Source organism: Sulfitobacter sp. HI0129, from assembly GCF_001635395.1.
Classification (GTDB): Bacteria; Pseudomonadota; Alphaproteobacteria; order Rhodobacterales; family Rhodobacteraceae; genus Sulfitobacter.
On record NZ_LWGH01000332.1, the window covers coordinates 1 to 22,401 of the forward strand.

General features: G+C 62.9%; 24 protein-coding genes and 2 riboswitches. Of the genes, 13 read left to right on the forward strand and 11 right to left on the reverse strand.

Going from position 1 to position 22,401, the window contains the following annotated elements:
- Positions 1 to 602: radical SAM protein (locus A3764_RS08105; RefSeq protein ID WP_150122107.1), on the forward strand; the 602-nt coding region annotated here is incomplete at its 5' end.
- Positions 603 to 949: 347 nt separating this feature from the next.
- Here A3764_RS08105 and A3764_RS23980 read toward each other — a convergent pair.
- The 5 genes from A3764_RS23980 to A3764_RS08130 form a co-directional block, all read right to left on the reverse strand.
- On the reverse strand, positions 950 to 1,741 hold the full coding sequence (locus A3764_RS23980) for a cytochrome c1 (protein WP_082850974.1): 792 nt from the start codon (positions 1,739 to 1,741) through the stop codon (positions 950 to 952).
- A gap of 482 nt (positions 1,742 to 2,223) precedes the next feature.
- Positions 2,224 to 3,567 (reverse strand): cytochrome b, encoded by a 1,344-nt coding sequence (gene petB / locus A3764_RS08115; protein ID WP_067921285.1) that lies wholly within the window; start codon positions 3,565 to 3,567, stop codon positions 2,224 to 2,226.
- A gap of 14 nt (positions 3,568 to 3,581) precedes the next feature.
- Complete coding sequence (gene petA, locus A3764_RS08120) at positions 3,582 to 4,142, reverse strand: ubiquinol-cytochrome c reductase iron-sulfur subunit (RefSeq protein WP_067921287.1); 561 nt, start codon at positions 4,140 to 4,142, stop codon at positions 3,582 to 3,584.
- A 179-nt stretch (positions 4,143 to 4,321) separates the two neighbouring features.
- Positions 4,322 to 4,933 carry a glutathione S-transferase gene (locus A3764_RS08125; protein ID WP_067921288.1) on the reverse strand — a complete coding sequence of 204 codons (612 nt, stop codon included), beginning with the start codon at positions 4,931 to 4,933 and terminating at the stop codon, positions 4,322 to 4,324.
- 96 nt (positions 4,934 to 5,029) lie between these two features.
- Positions 5,030 to 5,644 (reverse strand): FMN-binding negative transcriptional regulator, encoded by a 615-nt coding sequence (locus A3764_RS08130; RefSeq protein WP_067921290.1) that lies wholly within the window; start codon positions 5,642 to 5,644, stop codon positions 5,030 to 5,032.
- A 61-nt stretch (positions 5,645 to 5,705) separates the two neighbouring features.
- Positions 5,706 to 5,848, forward strand: a riboswitch (FMN riboswitch).
- A gap of 75 nt (positions 5,849 to 5,923) precedes the next feature.
- Here A3764_RS08130 and A3764_RS08135 point away from each other — a divergent pair.
- A complete protein-coding gene (locus A3764_RS08135) occupies positions 5,924 to 6,364 on the forward strand; it encodes a 6,7-dimethyl-8-ribityllumazine synthase (RefSeq protein ID WP_067921292.1) in 441 nt (146 codons plus the stop codon).
- Here A3764_RS08135 and A3764_RS08140 read toward each other — a convergent pair whose 3' ends face one another.
- Genes A3764_RS08140 through thiB form a run of 3 tightly spaced genes read right to left on the reverse strand, consistent with a single transcriptional unit; the run spans position 6,365 to position 9,556 of the window.
- Entirely contained in the window at positions 6,365 to 7,057 is a 693-nt protein-coding gene (locus A3764_RS08140; RefSeq protein WP_067921294.1) for a thiamine ABC transporter ATP-binding protein, read from the reverse strand.
- Positions 7,044 to 8,603, reverse strand: a complete 1,560-nt coding sequence (locus A3764_RS08145) for a thiamine/thiamine pyrophosphate ABC transporter permease ThiP (protein ID WP_067921296.1) — start codon at positions 8,601 to 8,603, stop codon at positions 7,044 to 7,046. The genes A3764_RS08140 and A3764_RS08145 overlap by 14 nt, the downstream gene beginning before the upstream one ends.
- Complete coding sequence (thiB, locus tag A3764_RS08150; RefSeq protein WP_067921298.1) at positions 8,579 to 9,556, reverse strand: thiamine ABC transporter substrate binding subunit; 978 nt, start codon at positions 9,554 to 9,556, stop codon at positions 8,579 to 8,581. Before thiB ends, A3764_RS08145 begins: the two co-directional genes overlap by 25 nt.
- Positions 9,557 to 9,591: 35 nt before the next feature.
- A riboswitch (TPP riboswitch) is annotated at positions 9,592 to 9,693 on the reverse strand.
- Between the two features lie 133 nt (positions 9,694 to 9,826).
- Here thiB and A3764_RS08155 point away from each other — a divergent pair.
- The 6 genes from A3764_RS08155 to A3764_RS08180 all read left to right on the forward strand — a co-directional run bounded on the left by A3764_RS08155 (position 9,827) and on the right by A3764_RS08180 (position 15,238).
- Complete coding sequence (locus A3764_RS08155) at positions 9,827 to 10,636, forward strand: hypothetical protein (RefSeq protein ID WP_067921300.1); 810 nt, start codon at positions 9,827 to 9,829, stop codon at positions 10,634 to 10,636.
- 78 nt (positions 10,637 to 10,714) lie between these two features.
- A complete protein-coding gene (gene aroC, locus A3764_RS08160; RefSeq protein ID WP_067921302.1) occupies positions 10,715 to 11,824 on the forward strand; it encodes a chorismate synthase in 1,110 nt (369 codons plus the stop codon).
- 16 nt (positions 11,825 to 11,840) lie between these two features.
- Complete coding sequence (locus A3764_RS08165; protein WP_067921304.1) at positions 11,841 to 12,779, forward strand: DMT family transporter; 939 nt, start codon at positions 11,841 to 11,843, stop codon at positions 12,777 to 12,779.
- Positions 12,780 to 12,837: 58 nt separating this feature from the next.
- Positions 12,838 to 13,446 (forward strand): cob(I)yrinic acid a,c-diamide adenosyltransferase, encoded by a 609-nt coding sequence (gene cobO / locus A3764_RS08170; RefSeq protein WP_067921306.1) that lies wholly within the window; start codon positions 12,838 to 12,840, stop codon positions 13,444 to 13,446.
- Positions 13,447 to 13,448: 2 nt separating this feature from the next.
- Positions 13,449 to 14,222 carry an SDR family NAD(P)-dependent oxidoreductase gene (locus A3764_RS08175; protein WP_067921308.1) on the forward strand — a complete coding sequence of 258 codons (774 nt, stop codon included), beginning with the start codon at positions 13,449 to 13,451 and terminating at the stop codon, positions 14,220 to 14,222.
- A gap of 68 nt (positions 14,223 to 14,290) precedes the next feature.
- The gene (locus tag A3764_RS08180) at positions 14,291 to 15,238 is read left to right on the forward strand and encodes a cyclase family protein (RefSeq protein WP_067921310.1); all 948 of its coding nucleotides are present in this window, start codon (positions 14,291 to 14,293) and stop codon (positions 15,236 to 15,238) included.
- Between the two features lie 175 nt (positions 15,239 to 15,413).
- On the opposite strand, the gene A3764_RS08185 is transcribed toward A3764_RS08180, so the two are convergent.
- The gene (locus A3764_RS08185) at positions 15,414 to 16,283 is read right to left on the reverse strand and encodes a branched-chain amino acid aminotransferase (RefSeq protein ID WP_067921312.1); all 870 of its coding nucleotides are present in this window, start codon (positions 16,281 to 16,283) and stop codon (positions 15,414 to 15,416) included.
- 162 nt (positions 16,284 to 16,445) lie between these two features.
- On the opposite strand from A3764_RS08185, the gene A3764_RS08190 reads away from it, so the two are divergent.
- From A3764_RS08190 to dxs, 5 genes are all read left to right on the forward strand, one after another.
- A complete protein-coding gene (locus A3764_RS08190) occupies positions 16,446 to 16,958 on the forward strand; it encodes a MarR family winged helix-turn-helix transcriptional regulator (RefSeq protein ID WP_067921314.1) in 513 nt (170 codons plus the stop codon).
- Positions 16,955 to 17,656, forward strand: coding sequence for a response regulator (locus A3764_RS08195; protein WP_067921316.1), 702 nt, complete (start codon positions 16,955 to 16,957; stop codon positions 17,654 to 17,656). The genes A3764_RS08190 and A3764_RS08195 overlap by 4 nt, the downstream gene beginning before the upstream one ends.
- A gap of 92 nt (positions 17,657 to 17,748) precedes the next feature.
- The gene (locus tag A3764_RS08200) at positions 17,749 to 17,991 is read left to right on the forward strand and encodes an exodeoxyribonuclease VII small subunit (RefSeq protein WP_067921318.1); all 243 of its coding nucleotides are present in this window, start codon (positions 17,749 to 17,751) and stop codon (positions 17,989 to 17,991) included.
- Positions 17,991 to 18,851 carry a polyprenyl synthetase family protein gene (locus A3764_RS08205; RefSeq protein WP_067921320.1) on the forward strand — a complete coding sequence of 287 codons (861 nt, stop codon included), beginning with the start codon at positions 17,991 to 17,993 and terminating at the stop codon, positions 18,849 to 18,851. The genes A3764_RS08200 and A3764_RS08205 overlap by 1 nt, the downstream gene beginning before the upstream one ends.
- A 21-nt stretch (positions 18,852 to 18,872) precedes the next feature.
- Positions 18,873 to 20,792: a 1-deoxy-D-xylulose-5-phosphate synthase gene (gene dxs / locus A3764_RS08210; protein ID WP_067921322.1), complete on the forward strand. Its 1,920-nt coding sequence runs from the start codon at positions 18,873 to 18,875 to the stop codon at positions 20,790 to 20,792.
- On the opposite strand, the gene A3764_RS08215 is transcribed toward dxs, so the two are convergent.
- Positions 20,789 to 21,370, reverse strand: coding sequence for an exopolysaccharide biosynthesis protein (locus tag A3764_RS08215; RefSeq protein WP_236628135.1), 582 nt, complete (start codon positions 21,368 to 21,370; stop codon positions 20,789 to 20,791). The two genes, dxs and A3764_RS08215, sit on opposite strands and share 4 nt — an antisense overlap.
- A 6-nt stretch (positions 21,371 to 21,376) precedes the next feature.
- Positions 21,377 to 22,234, reverse strand: coding sequence for an SDR family oxidoreductase (locus A3764_RS08220; protein WP_067921324.1), 858 nt, complete (start codon positions 22,232 to 22,234; stop codon positions 21,377 to 21,379).
- Positions 22,235 to 22,401: the final 167 nt, after the last annotated feature.

Consider the following 22,401-nt stretch of genomic DNA (forward strand, 5'->3'; position numbering starts at 1 on the left):
CCGACCTTCGGCGGCTGCGCATTTCCTCCATCGACTCGATCGAGGTGGACGAGAACCTGATGCAGGCCATCGCGACGGAACCGCGCCTGATGCCCCACCTGCATCTCAGCCTGCAGCATGGCGACGACATGATCCTGAAGCGCATGAAGCGCCGCCACCTGCGCGACGATGCGATCCGCTTCACCGAAGAGGCACGCCGCCTGCGGCCCGAAATGACCTTCGGCGCGGACATAATCGCGGGTTTCCCGACAGAGACCGACGCGATGTTCGAAAACTCTTTGAAGCTGGTGGATGACTGCGCGCTGACTTGGCTTCACGTCTTCCCTTATTCCGCCCGACCGGGCACGCCGGCGGCCCGGATGCCAGCAGTAGACGGCGCCACGATCAAGGAACGTGCCGCCCGCCTGCGCGCCGCAGGCGCCGACCGTGTCTCCCTCCACCTGCAGGAGCAGGTCGGACGCCCCCACAGTGTTCTCATGGAAAGCCCGCATATGGGCCGGACAGAGCAGTTCACCGAAGTACGTTTCAAAGTGGCACAGCAGGAAGGCGCGGTGGTTGACGCTGTTATTGAGGGCCGATCCGCCGACCATCTGCTGGCATAAGCTTCGGCGGTTGCAAAGATTTCCGCGACACATGTGAACCGGGTCACTGACAGCCCATCGCCCGAGAGGCACATTCACCAATGTAGAGAGCGTCAGCCCGCGATTGCCCCGGCCAAATATTCGCGGTCGCCGCGTGTTGGCATTTTCAGCCCTGCCGGGGGAGGGCTCGATCGCGCGCTGTTTGCTGTGCCGATCGCAAGGGTCATGGCCAGTGTTCTCCCGGTATTTATTGACGGATGGCGTGCAAAGGTCCGATAGCTTCCCCCATTGGTCCAAACGTCAAAGACCCTTCCGAATTGTCCCGTTCGGAAGGGTCTTTTTTAGCTCTCAGGTCTGACTGGGAAAAGTCAGCTTTCCTTGTGCTTGTGACGGGCCCAGAGGCGTTTGTTCGTCAGGTAAAGCAGCACAGACAGCAGGGTCAGGAAAATCACGCCCGCGAAACCGGCTTGCTTGCGACCGGCGAGTTTCGGTTCGGCCGTCCACATCAGGAAGGCGGAGACGTCCTCCGACAGATGCTGCAGATCGTTGGCATGTTCATCCACAAACTCGACCTGACCGTCGCCCAAGGGCGGAGCCATGGCGATCCAGCCGCCGGGGAAGACCGAGTTTCCATAAAGCACTGTGCCTGCCTGTTCCTTCTCTTCACCGGTATAGCTGGTCAGCAGGGCGGTGATATACTCCGGCCCGCCGATACCCTTGAAGAACTGGTTGATGCCAAGGCCATAGGGGCCGTGGAAGGCGGCACGCTTCTTCGCCATCAGCGAAAGGTCAGGCGCATTGGCGAGGTTCGACTGCGGGAAGTGATCCACCGGGGTCGCCGGGCGCGTGTCGTCGAGTTCCGAATCGTAGACATCGAACTGCTTGGCGTATTCGATCACCTGCGCTTCGGGCAGGTTGGGGCCGGTTTCGTCACCCAGCGTACGCATCGCCACATATTCCAACCCGTGGCAGGCGGCGCAGACTTCGGTGTAGATCTGCAGACCACGCTGAAGCTGGTTCACGTCATAGGCGCCGAAGGGACCATCGAAGGAAAAATCGATGTTCTCGATATACGGTGTTCCATGGCCATCGTCGTCGCCGTGATCGTCCTCGGCGGCGGCATGGTCGTCTTCTTTCTGACCGTGGTCATCGTCATCCATGACGCCGACTTCGGTATCTTCGCCATGGGCCTGACCGCTCACATCATCCTCTGCGATGACCTCGGTCTGGCTTTCTTCGACCGCATCGGGCTGATCCTCGGCGACTTCCTCGGCTGCTTCGGCGGCCTCGTCCTGAACGACGTCCTCGTTCACGCCGACATCTTCACGCGCGGCATCCGCGCCTTCGGCGGAGGGCAGTGCGTCGTCAGAGGCGGCTTCGACGTTCGTGTCGTCGCTGGCATCGGTTGCCTGTGCGGCAACCGAACCCGTTTCTTCAGTCGTAACGGCATCACCCTGAACGGTCGTCGTGACCTGTTCGCGGGTCTCCGTGTCCTCCTGCGTTTGCACCTGCGGGGAGGTGACGCGCTGGCCGGTGGCCGGCGCCTCGGTCGTTTCCTGCGCCAGCACGGTGGAGGCGGCTCCGACGAAACCGGCAGCGACCACGGCGGTTAGGATGTTGGTCTTCATCATAGTCATGGTCCTTACTCTGCCGGCTTGACCAGCGTTTTGGTGCCGCCGGCCTTGGGCGCGAAATGAGCGTCGAAGTCTTCTTCGATGGTCGCAGGCGGGATCAGCGGTTTCTCGATCACGCCGAGCAGCGGCAGGATCACCAGGAAGTAGGCGAACCAATAGGCCGAGGCGATCAGCGAGAAGGTTGCATAAGGCTCTTCCGCGGGCATGGCACCCAGCCACATCAGCGCGAAGAAATCAATCACCAGCAGGGCGAACCACCATTTGAACATCGGACGATAACGGCCCGACCGTACGCTGGAGGTATCGAGCCACGGTACCAGCGCCATGACCGCGATTGCACCGAACATCGCCAGCACGCCGAAGAACTTGGCGTCGATGATGCCACCCGTCACGAAGGACGCGATCTGAACGACCCAGACTTCGGAAGTGAACGCCCGCAGGATCGCGTAGAAGGGCAGGAAGTACCATTCGGGCACGATATGCGCAGGCGTCGCCAGCGGGTTCGCCTCGATATAGTTGTCCGGATGGCCGAGGTAGTTCGGCATGAAGCCCACGACCGCGAAGAACACCACCAGGATGACTGCGAGCGCGAAGAGGTCCTTGATCACGAAGTAGGGCCAGAAGGGCAGCGTGTCCTTCTCGGCTTCTTCCTTGGAACCGCGGCGCACCTCGACCCCGGTGGGGTTGTTGTTACCCGTGGTGTGGAACGCCCAGACATGCACGATCACCAGACCGGCAATCACGAAGGGTAGCAGGTAGTGCAGGCTGAAGAAACGGTTCAGCGTCGCATTGTCCACGGCAGGGCCGCCCAGCAGCAGTGTCTGCAGAGATTCACCCACGAAGGGGATTGCCCCGAAGAGACCGGTGATCACGGTCGCGCCCCAGAAGGACATCTGACCCCAGGGCAGCACGTAGCCCATGAAACCGGTAGCCATCATCAGAAGGTAAATCAGCATCCCGATGATCCACGTGACCTCACGCGGGGCCTTGTAGGAGCCGTAGTAGAGACCGCGGAAGATATGGGCATAGACCGCGACGAAGAACAACGACGCGCCGTTCATGTGCAGATACCGCAGCATGTAGCCGCCGTTCACGTTGCGCATGATATGTTCGACCGATGCGAAGGCGAGGTCCACGTGCGGGGTGTAGTGCATCACCAGAACGATACCGGTGACGATCTGCAGCAGAAGACAGAAAACGAGGACGATGCCCCATATCCACATCCAGTTAAGGTTCTTGGGTGTGGGGATCATCAATGTGTCGTACAGCAACCCAACGATGGGGAGCCGGCGGTGAAGCCACTTTTCGCCGCCCGTGGTCGGCTCGTAATGGTCGTGCGGAATTCCAGCCATTTGCGTGTGCTCCCTTAACCCAGCTTCAACGTGGATTCGTCAAGAAATTCGGCGACCGGCACCAGCAGGTTCAGGGGCGCGGGTCCTTTGCGGATCCGTCCCGCCGTGTCGTAGTGCGACCCGTGACACGGGCAGAACCAGCCCCCGAAATCGCCCGCGTCACCCAGCGGAACACATCCCAGATGCGTGCAGACGCCGATCTGGACCAGCCATTCGCCGGTGTCGTCCAGCGCGCGGTTCTCGTCGGTTGCGAGCACATCGCCCGAAAGGTTCTCGTTCTGGGCAGTCGGGTCGGGCAGGTCGCTGATATCGACGGAACGCGCCTCGACGATCTCTTCCTCGGTACGGCGGCGAATGAACACCGGCTTGCCCAGCCATTTCACGGTCAGCTGCGAGCCACGCTCAAGCCCGGAGACATCCACGCGGATCGACGAAAGCGCCTTTACGTCCGCCGAAGGGTTCATCTGGTTCACAAGTGGCCAGACCGCCGCACCGACCGCGACGGCCCCGGTGCCTGCGGTCGCGTAATAGAGGAAGTCCCTCCGGTTACCTGCGTGTTCTTCAGCTTGGGACACGGGTTTTCTCCAATTTTCTGGCCAAAGCACGGCCGTCAGACATGGCGACCGCCTGCGGACAGGCGATCTTGCTTCAGGGGGTATCTACCGGGCCATCGCGCGCCCGTCCAGATGGCAATGGCGCGCAAACCGTCGCAGGTGGCCTGCGCGGGACGGAAAAGCTTGCGATTGTGGCAATACTACCCGGCCGGGGGCGCCGTCGCCCGCATCGATGCGCGCGAATCGAACTCTTCGAACCATGCGGCGAGCGCCGGGTTGCCATTGCGCCAGCCCCGCGCGCCATGGCGAAACTCAACATATCCCAGCGCGCAGCCCACGGCGATCTGCCCCATGTCGAGCGGGCCGGACAGATGGCTGATCCAACGGCTCTCCAGCGCCGAACAGGCCCGGGCAATCTTCCCCCACTGACCTTCGACCCAGCTTTCCAATCGCTTGTCTTCGGGACGCAGCCGGTTTTCGTAGATCATCAGCAGGGCGGCATCGAGCATGCCGTCCGCCGTGGCCTCCAGCGTCAGGGTTTCCCAGCGTGCCGGACCGCTCGGATAGAGCCGGGCCGTCGCCCTGTCATCCAGATAGGCGCAAATGACACGGCTGTCATAAAGCGTCGGCCCGTCGTCCCGCTCCAGCGCGGGAACCTTGGTCAGCGGATTGCTGGCTTCCAGCCCTTCCGCCGGGTTCAACGGCGTCCCGGAGGCTTCGTGCAACGTGACATCCGCGATCTGGCCGGTTTCGTGCAGCAGGACCATGACCTTGCGCACATAGGGCGAGGTCGGAGAATAATGGAGTTTCATGCGCTGTTCCTCATGATGATCCGCGCAGTCTTTACCGAACGGCGACCCAACACAATGGGTCAGAGGTTCGTCGCGTCATCGGGGGGTCTCCGCCCTTCAGCCATCCCGCATCAACCGGGCCATCACGCCCGGGTCGGTGCCGAACCCGTGGGACTGCATTTCGGACGCGGCGGAAAGCCGGGCGGGCTCGTCCTTGTTTTGGCCCAGCTTCCATGTGCCATCGACCTCATGCACGTTCAGCCGGTAGGGCAGGATCATCCGCATCAACCGGCTGCGCGCTTCCTCCGTCATCTTGTCCATGGTCCACGCCCGCTTCGGGGCAAGACGGCTCTCGAAGAACGCGGATTGCCGGGCCAGAAGCGGCTCCAACTCTGCCAGCGGCAGGGGTTCGAGTTCTCCTATCAGGTGAACGGCCACGTAGTTCCACGTCGGCACCTGATCCTCGATCCCGTACCAGTCGGGGGAAACATAGCTGTGCGGCCCCGATACCGCGAGCCGTACCTGCAAAGGCTCCCTGCCCAGCCGGGCGATGGGATTGGAACGGACCAGATGCAACTCGGCGCTCGTGCCCTCTTCGTCCAGCACGAATGGCACATGAGACATCAGCGGCCCATCGGGACCCGCGACAGCCATGATGCCGAAGGCGGCATCACGGGCGAAGGCGACATTGCGTTCACGCGGAGTGGTGCGAAAGACGGGATTGGGATGCATCAGGCGGTCTCCGTGTCTGGCGTATTTCTATTGCGCCCGTGCCGGGCCTTTGGCAACCTGTCTGCATTCTCAGGGCGGGGTGAAATTCCCCACCGGCGGTATGTGGCCTGCGCCACGAGCCCGCGAGCGGCCCTTCCGGGGGTGTCAGCAGATCCGGTGAGATGCCGGAGCCGACGGTCATAGTCCGGATGAAAGAGAATGTGATCGGAAGGGCGCGGTGCGCTCTGCCGGTCCCGTGATCGCCTTGGGTGGATAGTGTGCCGACCAGAGGAGATCATGATGTCACACGATACTTCCGCCCGCTTCGCCTTCGTACGTGCCCGCTGGCACGCAGAGATCGTGGATCGGGCCCTGACGGGCTTTGCCGAAATCATCCCGGCTTCGGCCACGGAGGTTTTCGACGTGCCCGGTGCCTTCGAACTACCGTTGATGGCACAGAAGCTCGCCCGAAGCGGGCGGTATGACGCCATCGCCTGCGCCGCGCTGGTGGTGGACGGGGGCATATACCGCCATGATTTCGTGGCACAGGCCGTCGTGGACGGGCTGATGCGCGTGGGCCTCGATACCGGGATACCCGTGCTTTCCGTCTCGCTGACGCCGCATCAGTTTCAGGACACCGCGCACCACCGGGCGATCTATGCCGAACATTTCGTGGAAAAGGGCCGCGAAGCCGCGCATGCGGCGCTCGGTATTATCGGCGCGGGCCGGAAAGCCGCCTGATCATCCCAGGTAGACCCGCAGGGCGGGCGGCGGATCGTTCAGCAGATCCGCCGCCGACATCGGCGCCTCTGCCCTGCCGTCCGCCACGAAAATCGCTTCCTCCGCGATGCGGCGCACGTCTTCGGGGGAATGGGTGATCATCAGCAACCCGGCGCCGGTTTCCGCTACCAGATTTTCGACGAGATCCAGCATCTCCGCGCGCAGTGCGGGGCCTAGTGCGGCAAAAGGTTCATCGAGCAGGACCCAGGGCCGCGCCTGCACTAAAACCCGGGCAAGCGCGGCGCGGCTTTGCTGGCCCCCCGATAGTGCGGCAGGCAGTTTTTCCGCGTGGTCGCCAAGCTGTACCCGGGCGAGCGCCGCCGCGACCAGCTCTTCATCCTCCGCCGTCAGGCGCAGATTGGGGCGCAGGCCCAGCCCGACGTTCTGGCGCAGGGTCAGATGCGGGAAAAGGTTGTTGTCCTGAAACAGCATGGTCATCGGGCGCTGACCCGGCGGATCTGCCGTGATGTCGCGCCCTTTCACCCGGACAGAGCCGCCTGCGACAGGAAGAAAACCGCAGATCGCGTTCAGCAACGAAGATTTCCCCGCCCCCGAGGGGCCGATGACGGCGTAGCGCCTGCCCTCTCTCAGGGCCATGGTCGCCCGCAATTCGAACGTGCCGAGGCGGATCAGCAACTCTTCAAGTTCCAGCATGATGCCAGCGCCCTCCCCTGTCGAAGACCCAGAATACCAGCAGCGCGAGGCTGAGCAGGATCAGCGCCGCCCCCGCGGCGGCCTCCATCCGGTAGGCTCCCATCAGGCGATACATCTGCAAGGGCAAAGTGGCGCGATCCGGGTCGGCAAAGAGGGCGATGACGCCAAGATCGCCTACCGACAACGCCGCGGCAAGCCCCGCCGCGAATCCGAGCCGGGGGCGCAGGCGGGGCAGGATCAGCCAACGCCAGAGCGCCCAACCGCTGAGCCCGAGCGTTGCCGCAAGTCGACCATAGTCCCGCAGGACATCACGTATCCCCGGAACGAGGCTGCGCAGGGCGAAGGGCAACGCCATCATGGCGTTGACCAGCGCGGTCACGGGAAGCGCCAAAGCCTGTGGATCGGCCCATGGATTGATCAGGATGAACCAGCCGGTGCCGATCATCAGGGGCGATGCCGAAAGACCCAGCAGCCCGATCGCTTCGACCCGGCCACGCCCGCGCCCCGCGATCCAGCCCGCCATGGGCAAGGCCAACGCCATCAGCAATGCAACGCTGAGCATGGCAACCCAGAGCGATGTGGCCGCCGCCTGCCAGACAGACGCCGGAACCTGCGCCAGCCCGGCGACGCCGCGCAGCACCACGGCAAGGATCGGCCCGAGCAGGAACAGCAAGGCGAGCAGGATCGAGACACCGTCCGCGAACCTTTGCGTTCCGCCGCGCGCATCCCACCGCTGTAGGGGCCTGTCCAGCCCCGCGTCGGGCGAGACGGAAGGCAGCAACCCCAGTGCAAGCACCGCCGCACCGCCCGCCAGAACAAGCTGCAGTAGGCTAAGCATCGCGGCGCGGCCCAGATCGAAATCGAAGCGGAACGCCTGATAAATAGCCAGTTCGATCGTCGTGGCGCGCGGACCGCCACCCAACGTCAGCGCAACCGCGAAACTGGTGAGGCAGATGACGAAAATGAGTGCGAAAACGCCGGGCACGACCTGTTTCAAAAGCGGCCATTCGACAGCACGGAACAGCGCACGCGGCGCAAGATCCAGTTGCGCAACAAGGCGGAACCGTTCCGACGGTACGGATTGCCAGGCTTGCAGCAGCAAGCGCGTCGCAAGCGGCAGGTTAAAGAAGACGTGGGCCAGCACCACCCCGTGCAACCCGTAGATCGACAGGCCCGGCAACCCGAGCAGGTCGAGCCCCGCATTGACCCATCCCGACCTTCCGAACACCACGAGCAACCCCAACACCGCCACGATCACCGGCAAGATGAAGGGTGCGCCCAGCAGGGTCACGACCAGCCCGCGACCGGGAAACCGCCGCCGGGCCAACGCGCGCGCCACCGGCACCGCCAGAACGACCGAGATTGCCGCCGACAGCAAAGCCTGAAGTATCGTGAAACGGATCGCGGCCCAATCGCTCGTTGACAGCCCGCCTGCTATTTCCGCCCGGCTGAGGACACCGGCAAACGCCGCCAGTATGGCCGCGACGACAAGCGCCGCCGCGGCCATACCCGATCTGGGGCTTATCGGGACAGCGCCGCAAGCCATTCCTGCAACGCTTCGTCACGCAGGGTCGGCACGGCCTCCGTTTGGATCAACAGCGCCTTTTCGGGTTCGACCAGCGTTTCGAAACCCTCCGGCAAGCCGCCTTCGGGCATCACGGCGGGATACATCCAGTTGGTCGTGGGAAGGATGGACTGCGCCGCGTCGGAAACCATGAACCGCAGGAATTGCTCTGCGAGGTCCGGCCTATCGCTTGCTGCCAGTCGGCCAGCGACCTCGATCTGCATGTAATGCCCTTCGTCGAAGACGGCGGCCGCCTTGCTCGAATCCTCCTCGGCAATGAGGTGATAGGCGGGAGAGGTCGTGTAGCTCAGCACCATGTCGGCCTCGCCTTCGAGGAAGAGGCCATAAGCCTCCGACCAGCCTTTGGTTACGGTGACGATATTGTCGGCCAGCCCTTCCCAGATCGCGGGCGCCTCATCCCCGTAAGCCTGCTTCACCCACATCAGCAGCCCCAGCCCCGGAGTAGAGGAGCGCGGATCCTGAATGACGATCTTCAGGTCGCTGTCGGCCAGCGCGCGGAAGTTCGCGGGGGCATCGAGCGTATCTTCGTGGACAAAGGCGAAATAACCCCAGTCATAGGGCACGAAAACCTCGTCGTCCCAGGCTATCGGCAGATCGTACTGGGCGCTGACATCGCTTTCCTGGAAAAGCCCCGTCTCTTTCGCGGCAGCAATCAGGCTGGTGTCCAGCCCCAGGACGACATCGGCATCCGTGCGGGCGCCTTCCAGCTTCAGGCGGGCCAGAAGCGCTGCACCGTCCCCCATGCCGACGAAATTCAGATCGCAGCCGCATTCTTCTTCGAAGGCTTTCTCGATCGCGGGGCCGGGGCCCCAGTCCGCCACAAAACTGTCGTATGTATAGACCGTGAGTTCAGGTGCCTGGGCGTAGGCCGCCGAGGCTCCAGCAAGGCCCGCTGCAAGTGCAAGATACTTCATCGCATCCTCCTTTTGCGGCGAAAGGGTGTAAGGTGGATGGATGTCCAGACCTTCCCTCCGCCGGTGCTAACCGGTTCAGGTTCAACGGGTCCGCGCATCACGCACATCTCAGCCTTTCGGCCCCCCGAGGTACTGCGAGAGGTAATATGAGTGAGACCAACAGGCAACAGTATTAATGAAACTTCGGCAGATGGGGCGAGATCGGCACCCTGCGCCCTACATGTGAATAGACAGCCCACCGTCGGGCCAATGATTAATGAGGAACCGATTATGAAAAGCCACTTCCTGTATCTTTCCACCGCCGCCCTTCTGGTTGGAACCGGCGTCAGCGCCCAGCAATTCCAGTACGACGGCACGACCCTGGGTCTGTCTTACAGCGCCAACACCTTCGGTAGCGGAGGGGGCGAAGAGCCGCGTGTCTCCGCGCTCACCGCGGTGTCCTACGGCAATTTCGGGGCCGAGGCCTATCTTGCCTACTCGAAAGAGAATTATCAGAACGCTGACTTTTTCGAGACCAACACAGCCGGGTTGCGCTTTCTCTACAGCTTTTCTGACGCTTTCGCCGTCGGCATCTACGGGCAGTACAACACGCGGGATCGCGAACCCTTCCTCGTGGGCTTCACCGGACCGGGCAACAACAATACCTCCCACGGGGGGATCGAAATGCGCGGGGATTATCGCGGTTTCGATTACGTCGGATATTTCGGTGCGAGCAACGAAAAGAACACCGGCGGGGAAGACTGGTATTCCACTGGCCTGCACGTGGGTCGGGACTTCTCCAACGGTCTGAACCTCTTTGCAGAGGTGCAGTACGACAACTACCAGGAAACCACGACCACCATCGAAGACGATGTGACGGCGGTAAAGCTCGGCATGACCTATGACATCGGCAGCGCCCTGCCTTCGATCAACCGCCCGATCTATCTGAAGACGGAAGTGGGCCGCCTGCATTCGGACCTGCTGGACGAGACATGGACGCAAGGCAACATCACGGTCAGCATTCCGCTGGGTCGCGATGCCCCCGAGCCGCCTGCTTTCCGCGGCAAGCGTTCGCTGGCAACGGAATCGCCCAGCCTCTGACATCGCGCCCCGCTTCCTGCGGCCCTTGGCAAGCCGGAGGCGGGGCAGTATGCCGTTCAACGAAATCGGAGAACGCGCATGAGCCTCAACAGTTTCGGGCATCTTTACCGGGTCACCACGTGGGGCGAGAGCCACGGCCCGGCCATCGGGGCGACCGTGGATGGCTGCCCCCCCGGCGTGCCGATCGATGAAGGCATGATCCAGCACTGGCTGGACCGTCGCAAACCCGGGCAAAATAAGTACACCACTCAACGGCGGGAAGCCGATGCCGTGCGAATCCTGTCGGGCACGTTCGAAGGCGTCACCACCGGCACCCCCGTGCAGCTGCTGATCGAGAACACCGATCAGCGCAGCAAGGACTACGGCGACATCAAGGACAAGTTTCGCCCCGGCCACGCCGATATCACCTATTACCAGAAATACGGTATCCGCGATTATCGCGGCGGCGGTCGGTCTTCGGCGCGCGAAACCGCCAGCAGGGTTGCCGCGGGCGGGCTGGCGCGCGAAGCGATCCGCGCCATGGTCCCCGACATGCAGATCACCGGCTACATGGTGCAGATGGGGCCGCACAAGATCGACCGCGACGCCTTCGACTGGAACGAGATCGAGCGGAACCCGTTCTGGGTGCCGGACGCTGGCGCGGCCTCTGACTGGGCCGAATACCTCGACGGCCTGCGCAAATCCGGAAGCAGTGTCGGCGCGATCATCGAAGTGGTGGCACGGGGTGTGCCCGTCGGCCTCGGCGCGCCGGTCTATGGCAAGCTGGATACCGATCTGGCCGCCGCAATGATGAGCATCAATGCCGTCAAGGGCGTGGAAATCGGCGAAGGTATGTCTGCCGCCATGCTCACCGGCGAATCGAACGCTGACGAGATCTCCATGGGCCCCAACGGGCCGGTCTACTCGTCGAACCACGCGGGCGGGATACTCGGCGGTATCAGCACCGGGCAGGACATTGTGTTGCGTTTCGCGGTCAAGCCCACGTCGAGCATACTGACCACCCGGAAGACGATCACCAAGACAGGCGAGGATACAGAGATCATCACCAAAGGTCGCCACGATCCTTGCGTCGGCATCCGCGCCGTTCCGGTGGGTGAGGCGATGATGGCCTGTGTTCTGCTGGACCACCTGCTGCTGCACCGCGGGCAGATCGGCCAGAATCGCGGCGTGATCGGACCGGAAGCCTGATGCGAAAACCCCTCCTGTGAAGGTAGAGGATTTCTCCGCCCGGCCCGCACTTGGCGTCGGCCTCAAGGTGCTGGCGATCTTTCTGTTCACCACCATGTCCGCGCTCATCAAGGCCACGGCGGACGATGTCCCGGCGGGCGAAGCCGTTTTCTTCCGCTCGTTCTTTGCCATCCCCGTCATTCTGATCTGGCTCATCCAGCGGGGGCAATTGTCCCACGGGTTGAAGCCGGTCAGCCCGATGGGTCACGTCTGGCGCGGCCTGTTCGGCACGACCGCGATGGGGCTTACCTTCATGGGCCTTGGCCTGCTCCCCCTGCCGGAGGTTACGGCGATCGGTTTTGCCACTCCGATTTTCACGGTCGCGCTCGCCGCCGTCCTTCTGGGAGAGAAAATCCGCCTGATCCGTGTGACGGCGGTGGGGATGGGGCTGCTGGGCGTGATGATCATCCTCTGGCCGCGTTTCACCAGCATCGGGACGATGGAACAGACCGCCACCATCGGTGCCCTGCTGATCCTCATCGCGACGATGATGCGCAGCCTCGTGCAGATCCATATCCGCCAGCTGGTGCAAACCGAACATACCGCTGCCATCGTGTTCTACTTTTCCGTCACCGCATCCCTGCTGTCCCTGCTGACCATTCCCTTCGGCTGGGTTGTGCCGGATGCGGAAACGGTTGCCCTGCTGATCACCGCCGGGCTGATCGGCGGTGTGGCGCAGATACTCGTCACCTCGGCCTATCGCTATGGCTCCGCCTCCATGCTTGCGCCCTACGATTATACCTCGATGCTCTTCGCCATCGTCATCGGCTATGTCTTCTTCGGGGAATTGCCCACGATGGTCATGCTGGCGGGGGCATCGCTTGTGATTATCGCCGGGGCCCTCGTCATCCTGCGCGAACGTCAGCTTGGTCTGGAACGGGGCAAGGTGCGGTCGGTGACCGATCCCAAGGCCTGATGCTTTACCCCGGCGACAGGGGGCTTATGGTGCCCCGGAGAAACAAGGGAGCCGCAGCATGTCCGACAAGACCCAACCCGACGACCACAAACAAAAGATGCAGGAACGTCAGGCAGAACAGCGCCTCAAGGTAGCGCAGCTGGAAGACCCAGAAAAAGGCCTGGTGCTGGTTCATACCGGGGCCGGCAAGGGGAAATCCTCCAGCGCCTTCGGCGTGGTGATCCGCGCACTGGGCTGGAAACAGACCGTGGGCGTCGTGCAGTTCATCAAGGGTAAGTGGAAAACCGGCGAACGGCTGTTCTTCGAACGGGCCGGCGGGGTGACATGGCACACCATGGGGGACGGCTTCACATGGGATACGCAGGACAAGGAACGCGACATCTCCGCCGCCAAGGCCGCTTTCGCCAAGGGGCGGGAGATGATGGAGAGCGGCGACTATGATCTGGTCGTGCTGGACGAGATCAACATCGCAATGCGCTATGACTATCTGTCTACGGAAGAAGTGATCGCCGCGCTCGACGCCCGCGACCCGCGCACCGGGGTGGTGCTGACGGGGCGGGACGCAAAGCCCGCGCTTTGCGACTACGCGGACCTCGTGACCGAAATGACAGAGGTCAAACACCCCTTCAAAGCGGGCATAAAGGCGCAAAAGGGCGTGGATTACTGAACATGGCAGAGCCGGAAGCCGACACGCAAAAGGTTGCATTGATCACAGGTGCGGCACGGGGCATCGGGCTGGCCACGGCGAAGCTCTTTCTTGCCGAAGGCTGGCGCGTGGCGTTGCTGGACCGCGACGCGGAGGAACTGGAGACGGCCTGCGCCGAACTCGGGCCGGACACGCTCGCGCTGGTGCGCGACATTTCCAACCCGCAGGATGCGCCCGCCGCCCTGCGCGATGTACTGGAAAGGTTCGGGCGGCTGGACACACTGGTGAACAATGCGGGCGTCGCCGACTTCGGACCGATCGATGAAACGGATTTCGACCGCTGGCGGCGTGTCATGGAAACCAACCTCGACGGGACCTTCCTGATGTCGCAGGCTGCCCTGCCCGCATTGAAGGAAAGCCGAGGCGCATTGGTCAATATCGCCTCCATCTCGGGGCTGCGCGCCTCCACCCTGCGGGTGGCCTATGGCACGTCGAAGGCCGCTGTCATCCAACTGACGAAACAGCAGGCTGCTGAACTAGGTGAGTTCGGCATCCGCGCGAACTGCGTCTGCCCGGGGCCGGTGCGCACCAAGCTCGCCATGGCGGTACACAGCCCCGAGATCATCGCCGCTTATCATGACGCGATTCCGCTGAACCGCTATGGCAGCGAGAGCGAGATCGCGGAAGTCATCGTCTTTCTCTGCAGCCCCCGCGCAAGCTATGTGACGGGCCAAGTCATCGCGGCGGACGGTGGTTTCGAAAGTACCGGGGTCGGCCTTCCCGCCCTGCGAAACTGAGGACCGCAAAGCGGACTGGCCAGATCGGGGAATCGTGTTAGCCTGCCCTCTCCAAGGGAGGATTTCACATGAACATTAAACCTGTTATCGCCGCCGCTTTTGTCTTGGGACTGGGCGCCGCACCTGCCTTTGCGCAGGACTGCAAGAATTCCCAATGGGGGGCCGAGGATACGATCGGATCGGCCAACCTCGTCACCCCGGAACGCACGCTTGAGGCCACAAAGCTGATCAAGCAGGGCAAATCGATGCCGTTGGGCATCGCGATCGGGCCGGATACACCCGCCTTCCCGCCCCGCTCGCTCAACCTTCAGGTGGTGCAGCCCAATCAGCAGGGGGGCCAGAAACTTTCAGGCTTCGGCTATGAAGGGAACTACAACGACGACCTTTTGCAGACATGGATCGGCATCGGATCACAGCTCGATGGTCTGGGCCATCTGGGGGAGAACGGGCATTATTATAACTGCCTCGACGAAAAGGAAATCAGCGCCATCACCGGTCTGACAAAGCTCGGCACGCATGCGGTGCCGCCGCTGGTGGGCCGGGGCGTGATCCTCGACATGGCCGCGCAGGCGGGCGTGGAGGTCATGGAAGCAGGCCAGAGCTTCGGCTCCGAAGAGATCAAGGCCGCCGCAGAAGCGCAGAACGTCGAACTGCGCGAGGGTGACATCGTTCTGTTCTATACCGGCTGGACCGACGGCATGCTGGAAAGCAACCCGGCCCTCTGGGGCCAAGCCGAGCCGGGCCTCACCAACGAGGGAGCGGTCTACATGGCGTCGCTGAACCCGATTGCCGTCGGGGCCGATACATGGGGGCTGGACGCCGTGCCGCCGGCCGAAGGTGACAAGGTGTTCTACGGCCATGTCACGCTCCTGAAGGAAAACGGGATCTATATCCTCGAGACGATGAACGTGGGCCCGCTGCTGGAGGAAGGTGTGAACGAGTTCATGTTCGTACTGGGGCAGCCACGGATCATCGGATCGGTTCAGGCGATGATCAATCCGGTGGCCTTGTATTGAGCGACCCCGGTACTGAAGACAGAAGGCCGGGCGATGATCGCCCGGCCTTTTGGTTTCTTGTCTTACCGGATTTGCCCGCCTCTGCCCTTGTTCGCAGCGGCAATCGCGGGAGCCTCCGGCGGGGATTTTCCGCCATTTGGAAGCGGGCGGCGGGATCGCCGCCCGAGAGGTGATTTCAGGTGCGGACCAGCTTTTCGTAGCTTTCCGAGATGTCGCGGGTCATGGAACCCACCTCGAAGTTGTAGTCGCCGATCTGGCCCACGGGCGTAACCTCGGCGGCGGTGCCGGTCAGCCAACACTGTTCGAAACCTTCCAGTTCTTCGGGCATGATATGGCGTTCGTGTACCTTGATCTGCTTGTCCCGCAGCATGCCGATCACCGTCTGGCGGGTGATCCCATTGAGGAAGCAGTCCGGATCGGGGGTATGCACCTCGCCATCCTTGACGAAGAAGATGTTGGCGCCGGTCGCTTCGGCCACGTAGCCGCGGTAATCGAACATCATGGCATCCGAACAACCCTTTGCCTCTGCGGCGTGCTTGGACATCGTGCAGATCATGTAGAGGCCCGCGGCCTTCGCGTGGGAGGGGATCGTTTCCGGCGAGGGGCGCTTCCACTTGGAGATGTCGAGCTTGGCGCCTTTCATCTTGGCGTCGCCGTAGTATGCACCCCATTCCCAGGCGGCGATTGCCAGCCGGACCGGGTTGCGCGCCGAAGCCACGCCCATGTCCTCGCCCGCGCCGCGCCATGCGATTGCGCGCACATAGGCATCCTGCAGGCCCGAAGCTTGCAGAACCTCGAGCTTGGCCGCCTCGATTTCGTCAACCGTGTAGGGGATTTCAAAGTCGATCATCTGGGCCGAGCGCTTGAGCCGTTCGGAATGTTCGCGGCTCTTGAAAATCTTGCCGCCATAGGCCCGTTCACCTTCGAAGACGGAAGAGGCATAGTGCAGGGCGTGGGTCAGGATATGGACGTTGGCCTCGCGCCAGTCGACCATCTTGCCATCCATCCAGATGTATCCGTCCCGATCATTATATGCGCCTGCCATGTCGTTTCCTTCCCAAATTACATGGTATGTATTGCAATAGTTGCGCAAAAGGGCGCGCAAATATCATTTTATTTCCCATTTCCCCCGATTCGATAGCCTTTCGCCCTTGGAATGTCAACAAGGCTGACATAAACTGCGCCTGACTGCGACGAGAGGTGATTTATGGCGGACGGGCGGGCGCTTTCCATCAACAGCGGCGAGAATCTGCTGTTTCTCACCGACGAACAGTTGCGCCAGGGCATCGAGGCGATGTTCTTTGCCTACCGGGGTTTTACCGCCGATCCCGATCGCATTCTCGACGATCTTGCCTATGGGCGCGCGCATCACCGGGCGATCCATTTCATCAACCGCGCCCCCGGCACGACAGTTAATAATCTGCTCAACCTGCTGGGCGTCACCAAGCAATCGCTCAACCGTGTGTTGCGCACATTGATCTCAGATGGTCTGGTGCAAAGCAGGATCGGTAAGAACGACAAGCGGGAAAGGCACCTTTATTTGACGGACAAGGGACGGGAATTGGAGCAGACCCTGTCGGACGCCCAGCGTGCGCGGATGCGCGCCGCCTACAGAGAGGCGGGGCCCGAAGCGGTAGCGGGATTCCGCACCGTACTCGAAGCGATGATGGACAGCGAAATGCGCCGGAGCTTTCAGCGCCTCAAGGAAACCGGCGCGTGAGCGATTTCGAATCCCACCTGCTGATCGTGGATGACGACGAACGCATTCGCACTCTGCTCAAGAAATTTCTGGTTCGGCAGGGGTTCCTCGTGACGGCGGCGCGTGATGCGGCCCATGCGCGGCGCATTCTCGCCGGGCTGGATTTCGACCTGATCGTGCTCGACGTCATGATGCCCGGAGAGGACGGCATGGCGCTGACCTCCTCCCTCCGGCAGACGATGCAGACGCCGATCCTGCTTTTGACGGCGCGGGGAGAAACCAACAGCCGGATCGAAGGCCTCGAAGCCGGGGCGGACGACTATCTGCCGAAACCCTTCGAACCCAAGGAACTGCTGCTGAGGATCAATGCCATCCTGCGCCGCATGCCCGATACCTTCACACAGGAAAGCGCCCCCAAGGTGCTGTCGCTTGGTCCGATCCGGTATGACCTCGAACGGGGTGAGATGTGGCAGGGCGATGAACTGGTGCGGCTCACCGCGACCGAGGTGCACCTGATGAAGATTTTCGCGGCGCAGCCGGGCGTCGCGCTCAGCCGGTCGAAGCTGGTGGAAGAACTGGGGCGGGACCGGGGGCAGGCGCAGGAACGCGCCGTCGACGTACAGATCACCCGACTGCGCCGGAAGATCGAAAACAACCCCAAACAGCCCCGCTACCTGCAGACGGTCCGCGGTGCGGGCTACATGCTCGCCCCCGACTGACGTCGCATTCCTGCCCGAAACCCTGCGCCCCTCTCTGGCGGGGCGGTTCCCGACCCGTTAGAGTGCGGTCGAACCAGAGACAGGATAACAACATGTCGGACACCCCTGTAGAGGAAATGAGCTTCGAGGCCGCGATGGCCGAACTTGAAAAGGTTCTGGCGCAGCTCGAACGTGGCGAAGTGGCACTGGACGAAAGCATCGCGCTCTATGAACGCGGTGCCAAGCTGAAGGCGCGCTGCGAAAAGACGCTGAAGGACGCCGAAGAGAAGGTCGCAGCGATCACGCTCGATCAGGATGGCAACCCCAAGGGCACCACGCCGGTCGAAGGCCTTTGATGCACCGCCAAGCGCTCGACGATGCCGCGACGGCGATCCAGACCTATTTCGATACTCTCTTCGACGAACTGCCCGACCAGCCGGTCACTAAGGCGATGCGCTACGCGCTCGAAGGTGGGAAGGCCATGCGGGGAACCCTTGTGCTGGAAGGGGCCCGACTGCATGGCGTCGACCGCCGGCATGCCCTGCCCGCTGCCGCCGCCATCGAAGCAATTCACGCCTATAGTCTGATCCATGATGACCTGCCGGCCATGGACGATGATGACCTGCGCCGTGGACGCCCCACCGTACACCGCGCCTGGGACGAAGCGACAGCGATCCTCGCCGGGGATGCCCTGCAGGCATTGGGGTTCGAACTGGCGCTGCGTACAGGCCCCCCCGACGTGGCAGTTGCCTTGACAAGCGCCCTTGCCTCCGCCGCCGGAGCGCGCGGCATGGTGCTGGGGCAGGCGCTGGACATCGCCGCCGAAACCGCAGGCAGCCCCCTTTCGCTGGAGGAGATCATCGATCTGCAGCAAGGAAAAACAGGCGCGCTTATAATCTGGGCAGCTACTGCGGGGCCGATCCTTGCAGGGGCCGATCCCGAACCCCTGCGCAGATGCGGTGCGGCAATCGGGCTGGCTTTTCAGATCGCCGATGACATACTGGATGTCGAAGGTTGCGCGGACACGGCTGGCAAGCGCCTTCAGAAAGATGCGGCCGCGGGCAAGGCGACCTTTGTTTCCCTGCTCGGGCTGGACGGCGCGAAGGCCCGGGCCGAAGCACTGGTGGACGAAGCGCTCGCCGCTCTCGCGCCATATGACGACAAGGCGGATCCATTGCGGGCGCTGGCGCGTTTCGTTATTGCGCGCAAAAGCTGAGCCGCCGACAGGAAGGCCGAGATGACAGAAACACCCCTGCTGAACCGCATCCGGCGTCCTGCCGATCTGAAAGATCTATCCGATGCGCAGCTGCACCAGCTTGCGGCTGAACTACGCGCGGAAACGATTTCCGCCGTTTCGGTAACGGGCGGACACCTCGGAGCCGGGCTGGGTGTTGTTGAATTGACGGTGGCGCTGCATGCGGTCTTTGACACGCCCCGGGACAAGCTGATCTGGGATGTGAGCCATCAGTGCTATCCCCACAAGATCCTGACCGAACGGCGGGACCGTATTCGTACCCTGCGCATGAAGGACGGGCTGAGCGGCTTCACCAAACGCAGCGAAAGCCCTTACGATCCCTTCGGCGCGGCCCATTCCTCCACCTCGATCAGCGCGGCGCTCGGCTTTGCCGTGGCCCGGGATCTGGGCGGCGACGTGCCCGAGGGGCTGGGGGATGCCATCGCGGTGATCGGCGACGGCGCGATGAGCGCGGGCATGGCATACGAGGCGATGAACAACGCCGGTCATCTGGGCCGCCGCCTGATCGTCATTCTGAACGACAATGAAATGTCGATCGCGCCGCCTGTCGGGGCAATGTCCTCCTATCTCAGCCGGCTCTACGCCGAAAAACCGTTTCAGGACTTTCGCGCGGCCGCCAAAGGCGCCGTCAGCATGCTGCCCGAACCTTTCCGCCTTGGGGCGAAGCGGGCAAAAGACGTGCTGAAGGGCATGGCGGTGGGCGGTACCTTGTTCGAACAGCTTGGATTTTCCTATGTGGGCCCCATCGACGGGCATGACCTGAACCAGTTGCTGCCGGTTCTGCGCACGGTAAAGGACCGCGCCAACGGTCCCATTCTCATCCATGTTGTGACGAAAAAGGGCAAAGGTTACGCCCCGGCTGAAGAAGCGCTGGACCGCGGTCACGCGACCGCCAAGTTCGACCTGGTGACCGGGAAGCAAAAGAAGGCCCCTTCCAACGCGCCCAGCTATACCCGCGTCTTCGCCGACAGCCTGCTGGCAGAGGCGGCGGAAGATGACCGGATCTGCGCCGTGACCGCGGCGATGCCGGACGGCACCGGGCTCAACCTCTTTGCCGAACGCTATCCGTCGCGCTGTTTCGATGTCGGTATCGCCGAACAGCACGGCGTCACCTTTTCCGCCGGGTTGGCGGCAGGCGGGATGAAACCTTTCTGCGCCATCTATTCGACCTTCCTTCAGCGCGGCTACGATCAGGTGGTGCATGACGTGGCGATCCAGCGCCTTCCGGTCCGCTTCGCCATAGACCGCGCGGGGCTTGTGGGGGCCGACGGGGCCACCCATGCGGGGGCCTTTGATGTCGCCTTTCTGGCCAACCTGCCCGGCTTCGTCGTGATGGCGGCTGCCGATGAGGCGGAGTTGCGGCATATGGTTGCTACCGCCGCTGCCTATGACGACGGCCCCATCGCATTCCGCTTTCCCCGCGGCGAGGGCGAGGGGGTCGAGCTTCCGGCTCGCGGTGTTCCGTTGGAGATCGGCAAGGGGCGCGTGATCGAAAAGGGCGCGCGCGTGGCGATCCTGTCTTTCGGCACCCGGTTGGGGGAGGTCCGCAAGGCCGCCGAGGCACTGCGGGCCCGCGGGATCAGCCCCACGATCGCGGATGCCCGTTTTGCCAAACCGCTCGACCGGGAGATGATCCTCGACCTTGCGGCGAAACACGAGGCGCTCATTACCGTTGAGGAAGGCGCCGTCGGTGGCTTCGGCAGCCATGTGGCTCAATTGCTCGCGGATGAAGGCGTCTTTGACGAAGGGTTGCGCTACCGTTCCATGGTCCTGCCGGATATCTTTATCGATCAGGCCAGCCCTGCCGATATGTATGAAGCGGCGGGCATGAATGCGGCACAGATCGAAGCGAAAGTGCTCGATGTGCTGGGGATTTCGCGCATCGATGCGCAGCGGGCCTAGAGCAGGAACCAAAGCCCCGCCGATGCTGTGATCACCACACCTGCATAGCCCAGAAGAACATAAAGGCCGTCGCGGGTGAAAAGCCCGAAGGATAGCAGCGCGACCACCGCCGCCCCGATAGATGAAACCATCGGCAAGACCTCCAGCAGGGGCCAGCCGATGGGGATCACCGTGCAGGCAAGCAATGTCAGGCTGCGTGCCGGTCCGACGGTCAGATACCGCAACCGCGAATGGGAGTGCCGATCGACGAAGGCGCAGGGCCGCCGCATCCATTCCACCGCCTTCAGCAGGCGCTTCGATGCGATCTCCCTCCGCAAAAGGAAGCCGGGCAGCCAGAGCCTCCGCCGCCCGACCAAGGCTTGGGTGGAAAGCAGGATGATCAGCGCAGCCGCGATGGTGGGCACACCGGGGATCCCCGACAGGGGCGAAACCAGCATCAGCGCGATCAGCAGGATGAAGGGCGTGATCGCCCGGTCACCGAATTCATGCAGCACATCGTCGACCGAAACCGTGTCCTGCCGGGCGGCGTGCTCCATCCCGTCGAGCAGATGGTTCAGGGTCCGGTCCTCATCCACCACGAGGGGTCACTCCGCCTCGCGGTCGCGCAGGGCCGCCAGCCCGCTGCGGTAATCGGGATAGGCGGGCGACCAACCGAGTTCGGCCTTGGCCCGGTCATTCCGCACCTTCTTGCTCTCGGCATAGAAACTGCGGGCCATGGGGGTCATATCGGCCTGCTCGAAGGGAATGGCGGGCGGGACGGGGCGGCCCAGCAGTTCCGCTGCATGGGCAATCACATCCTCTGGCGGGGCCGGATCGTCGTCGCAGAGGTTATAGATCGCACCGGGGTTCGGGGCCGCGATGGAAAGCTCCAATGCCTTGGCGATATCCTCGACGTGGATGCGCGAAAAGACCTGACCTTTCTTGATGATCCTGCGCGCCGTCCCCTCGCGCACCTTGGAGAAGGGCCCCCTGCCCGGCCCGTAGATTCCCGCAAGCCGGAAAATGTGCAGGGGCAATCCCGGAATCGCCCGCCACGCGGCCTCAGCCTCCACCCGGGCCTTTCCCCGCCGCGTGGAAGGGGCAAGCGGTGTGTCCTCGTCCACCCAGTCGCCGCCGTGATCGCCATAAACGCCGGTTGTCGACAGGTAGCCGGCCCAGCGCAAATCCGGTGCCATCGCCGCGATTTCCTCGCGCAGCGCGTTCAGTACCGGGTCCCCATCAGGCCCCGGCCCGGCAGAGATGAGCAGGTGGGACGCCACCTTCAAAAGCGGCTCCACGTCCGTTCCGGGCCATAGAACGGGTTCAACGCCCGCCGCGGCAATCTCCGCCTGCCGCTCGGGCTTGCGCGTCGTCCCGAAAATACGCCAACCCTGCGGCACCAGCCGGTGCGCCAGCGCCTGCGCGCTGTAGCCATGACCGAAGGAGAGTAACGTCTTTTCCATCGCCGGATGGTGGACCGCCCGCGCGCCGGTCGCAAGGGCGCAAGCTCGGCTCAGAGCGCGGATAAATCGATTTTGGCGGCGTCCGGCACCAGCGCGTTGATCTGGCGCAAATGCTCGGGCAGACAGCGTGTGAGAAAATCGTAATTCTCCACAACATGCGCCCGCGC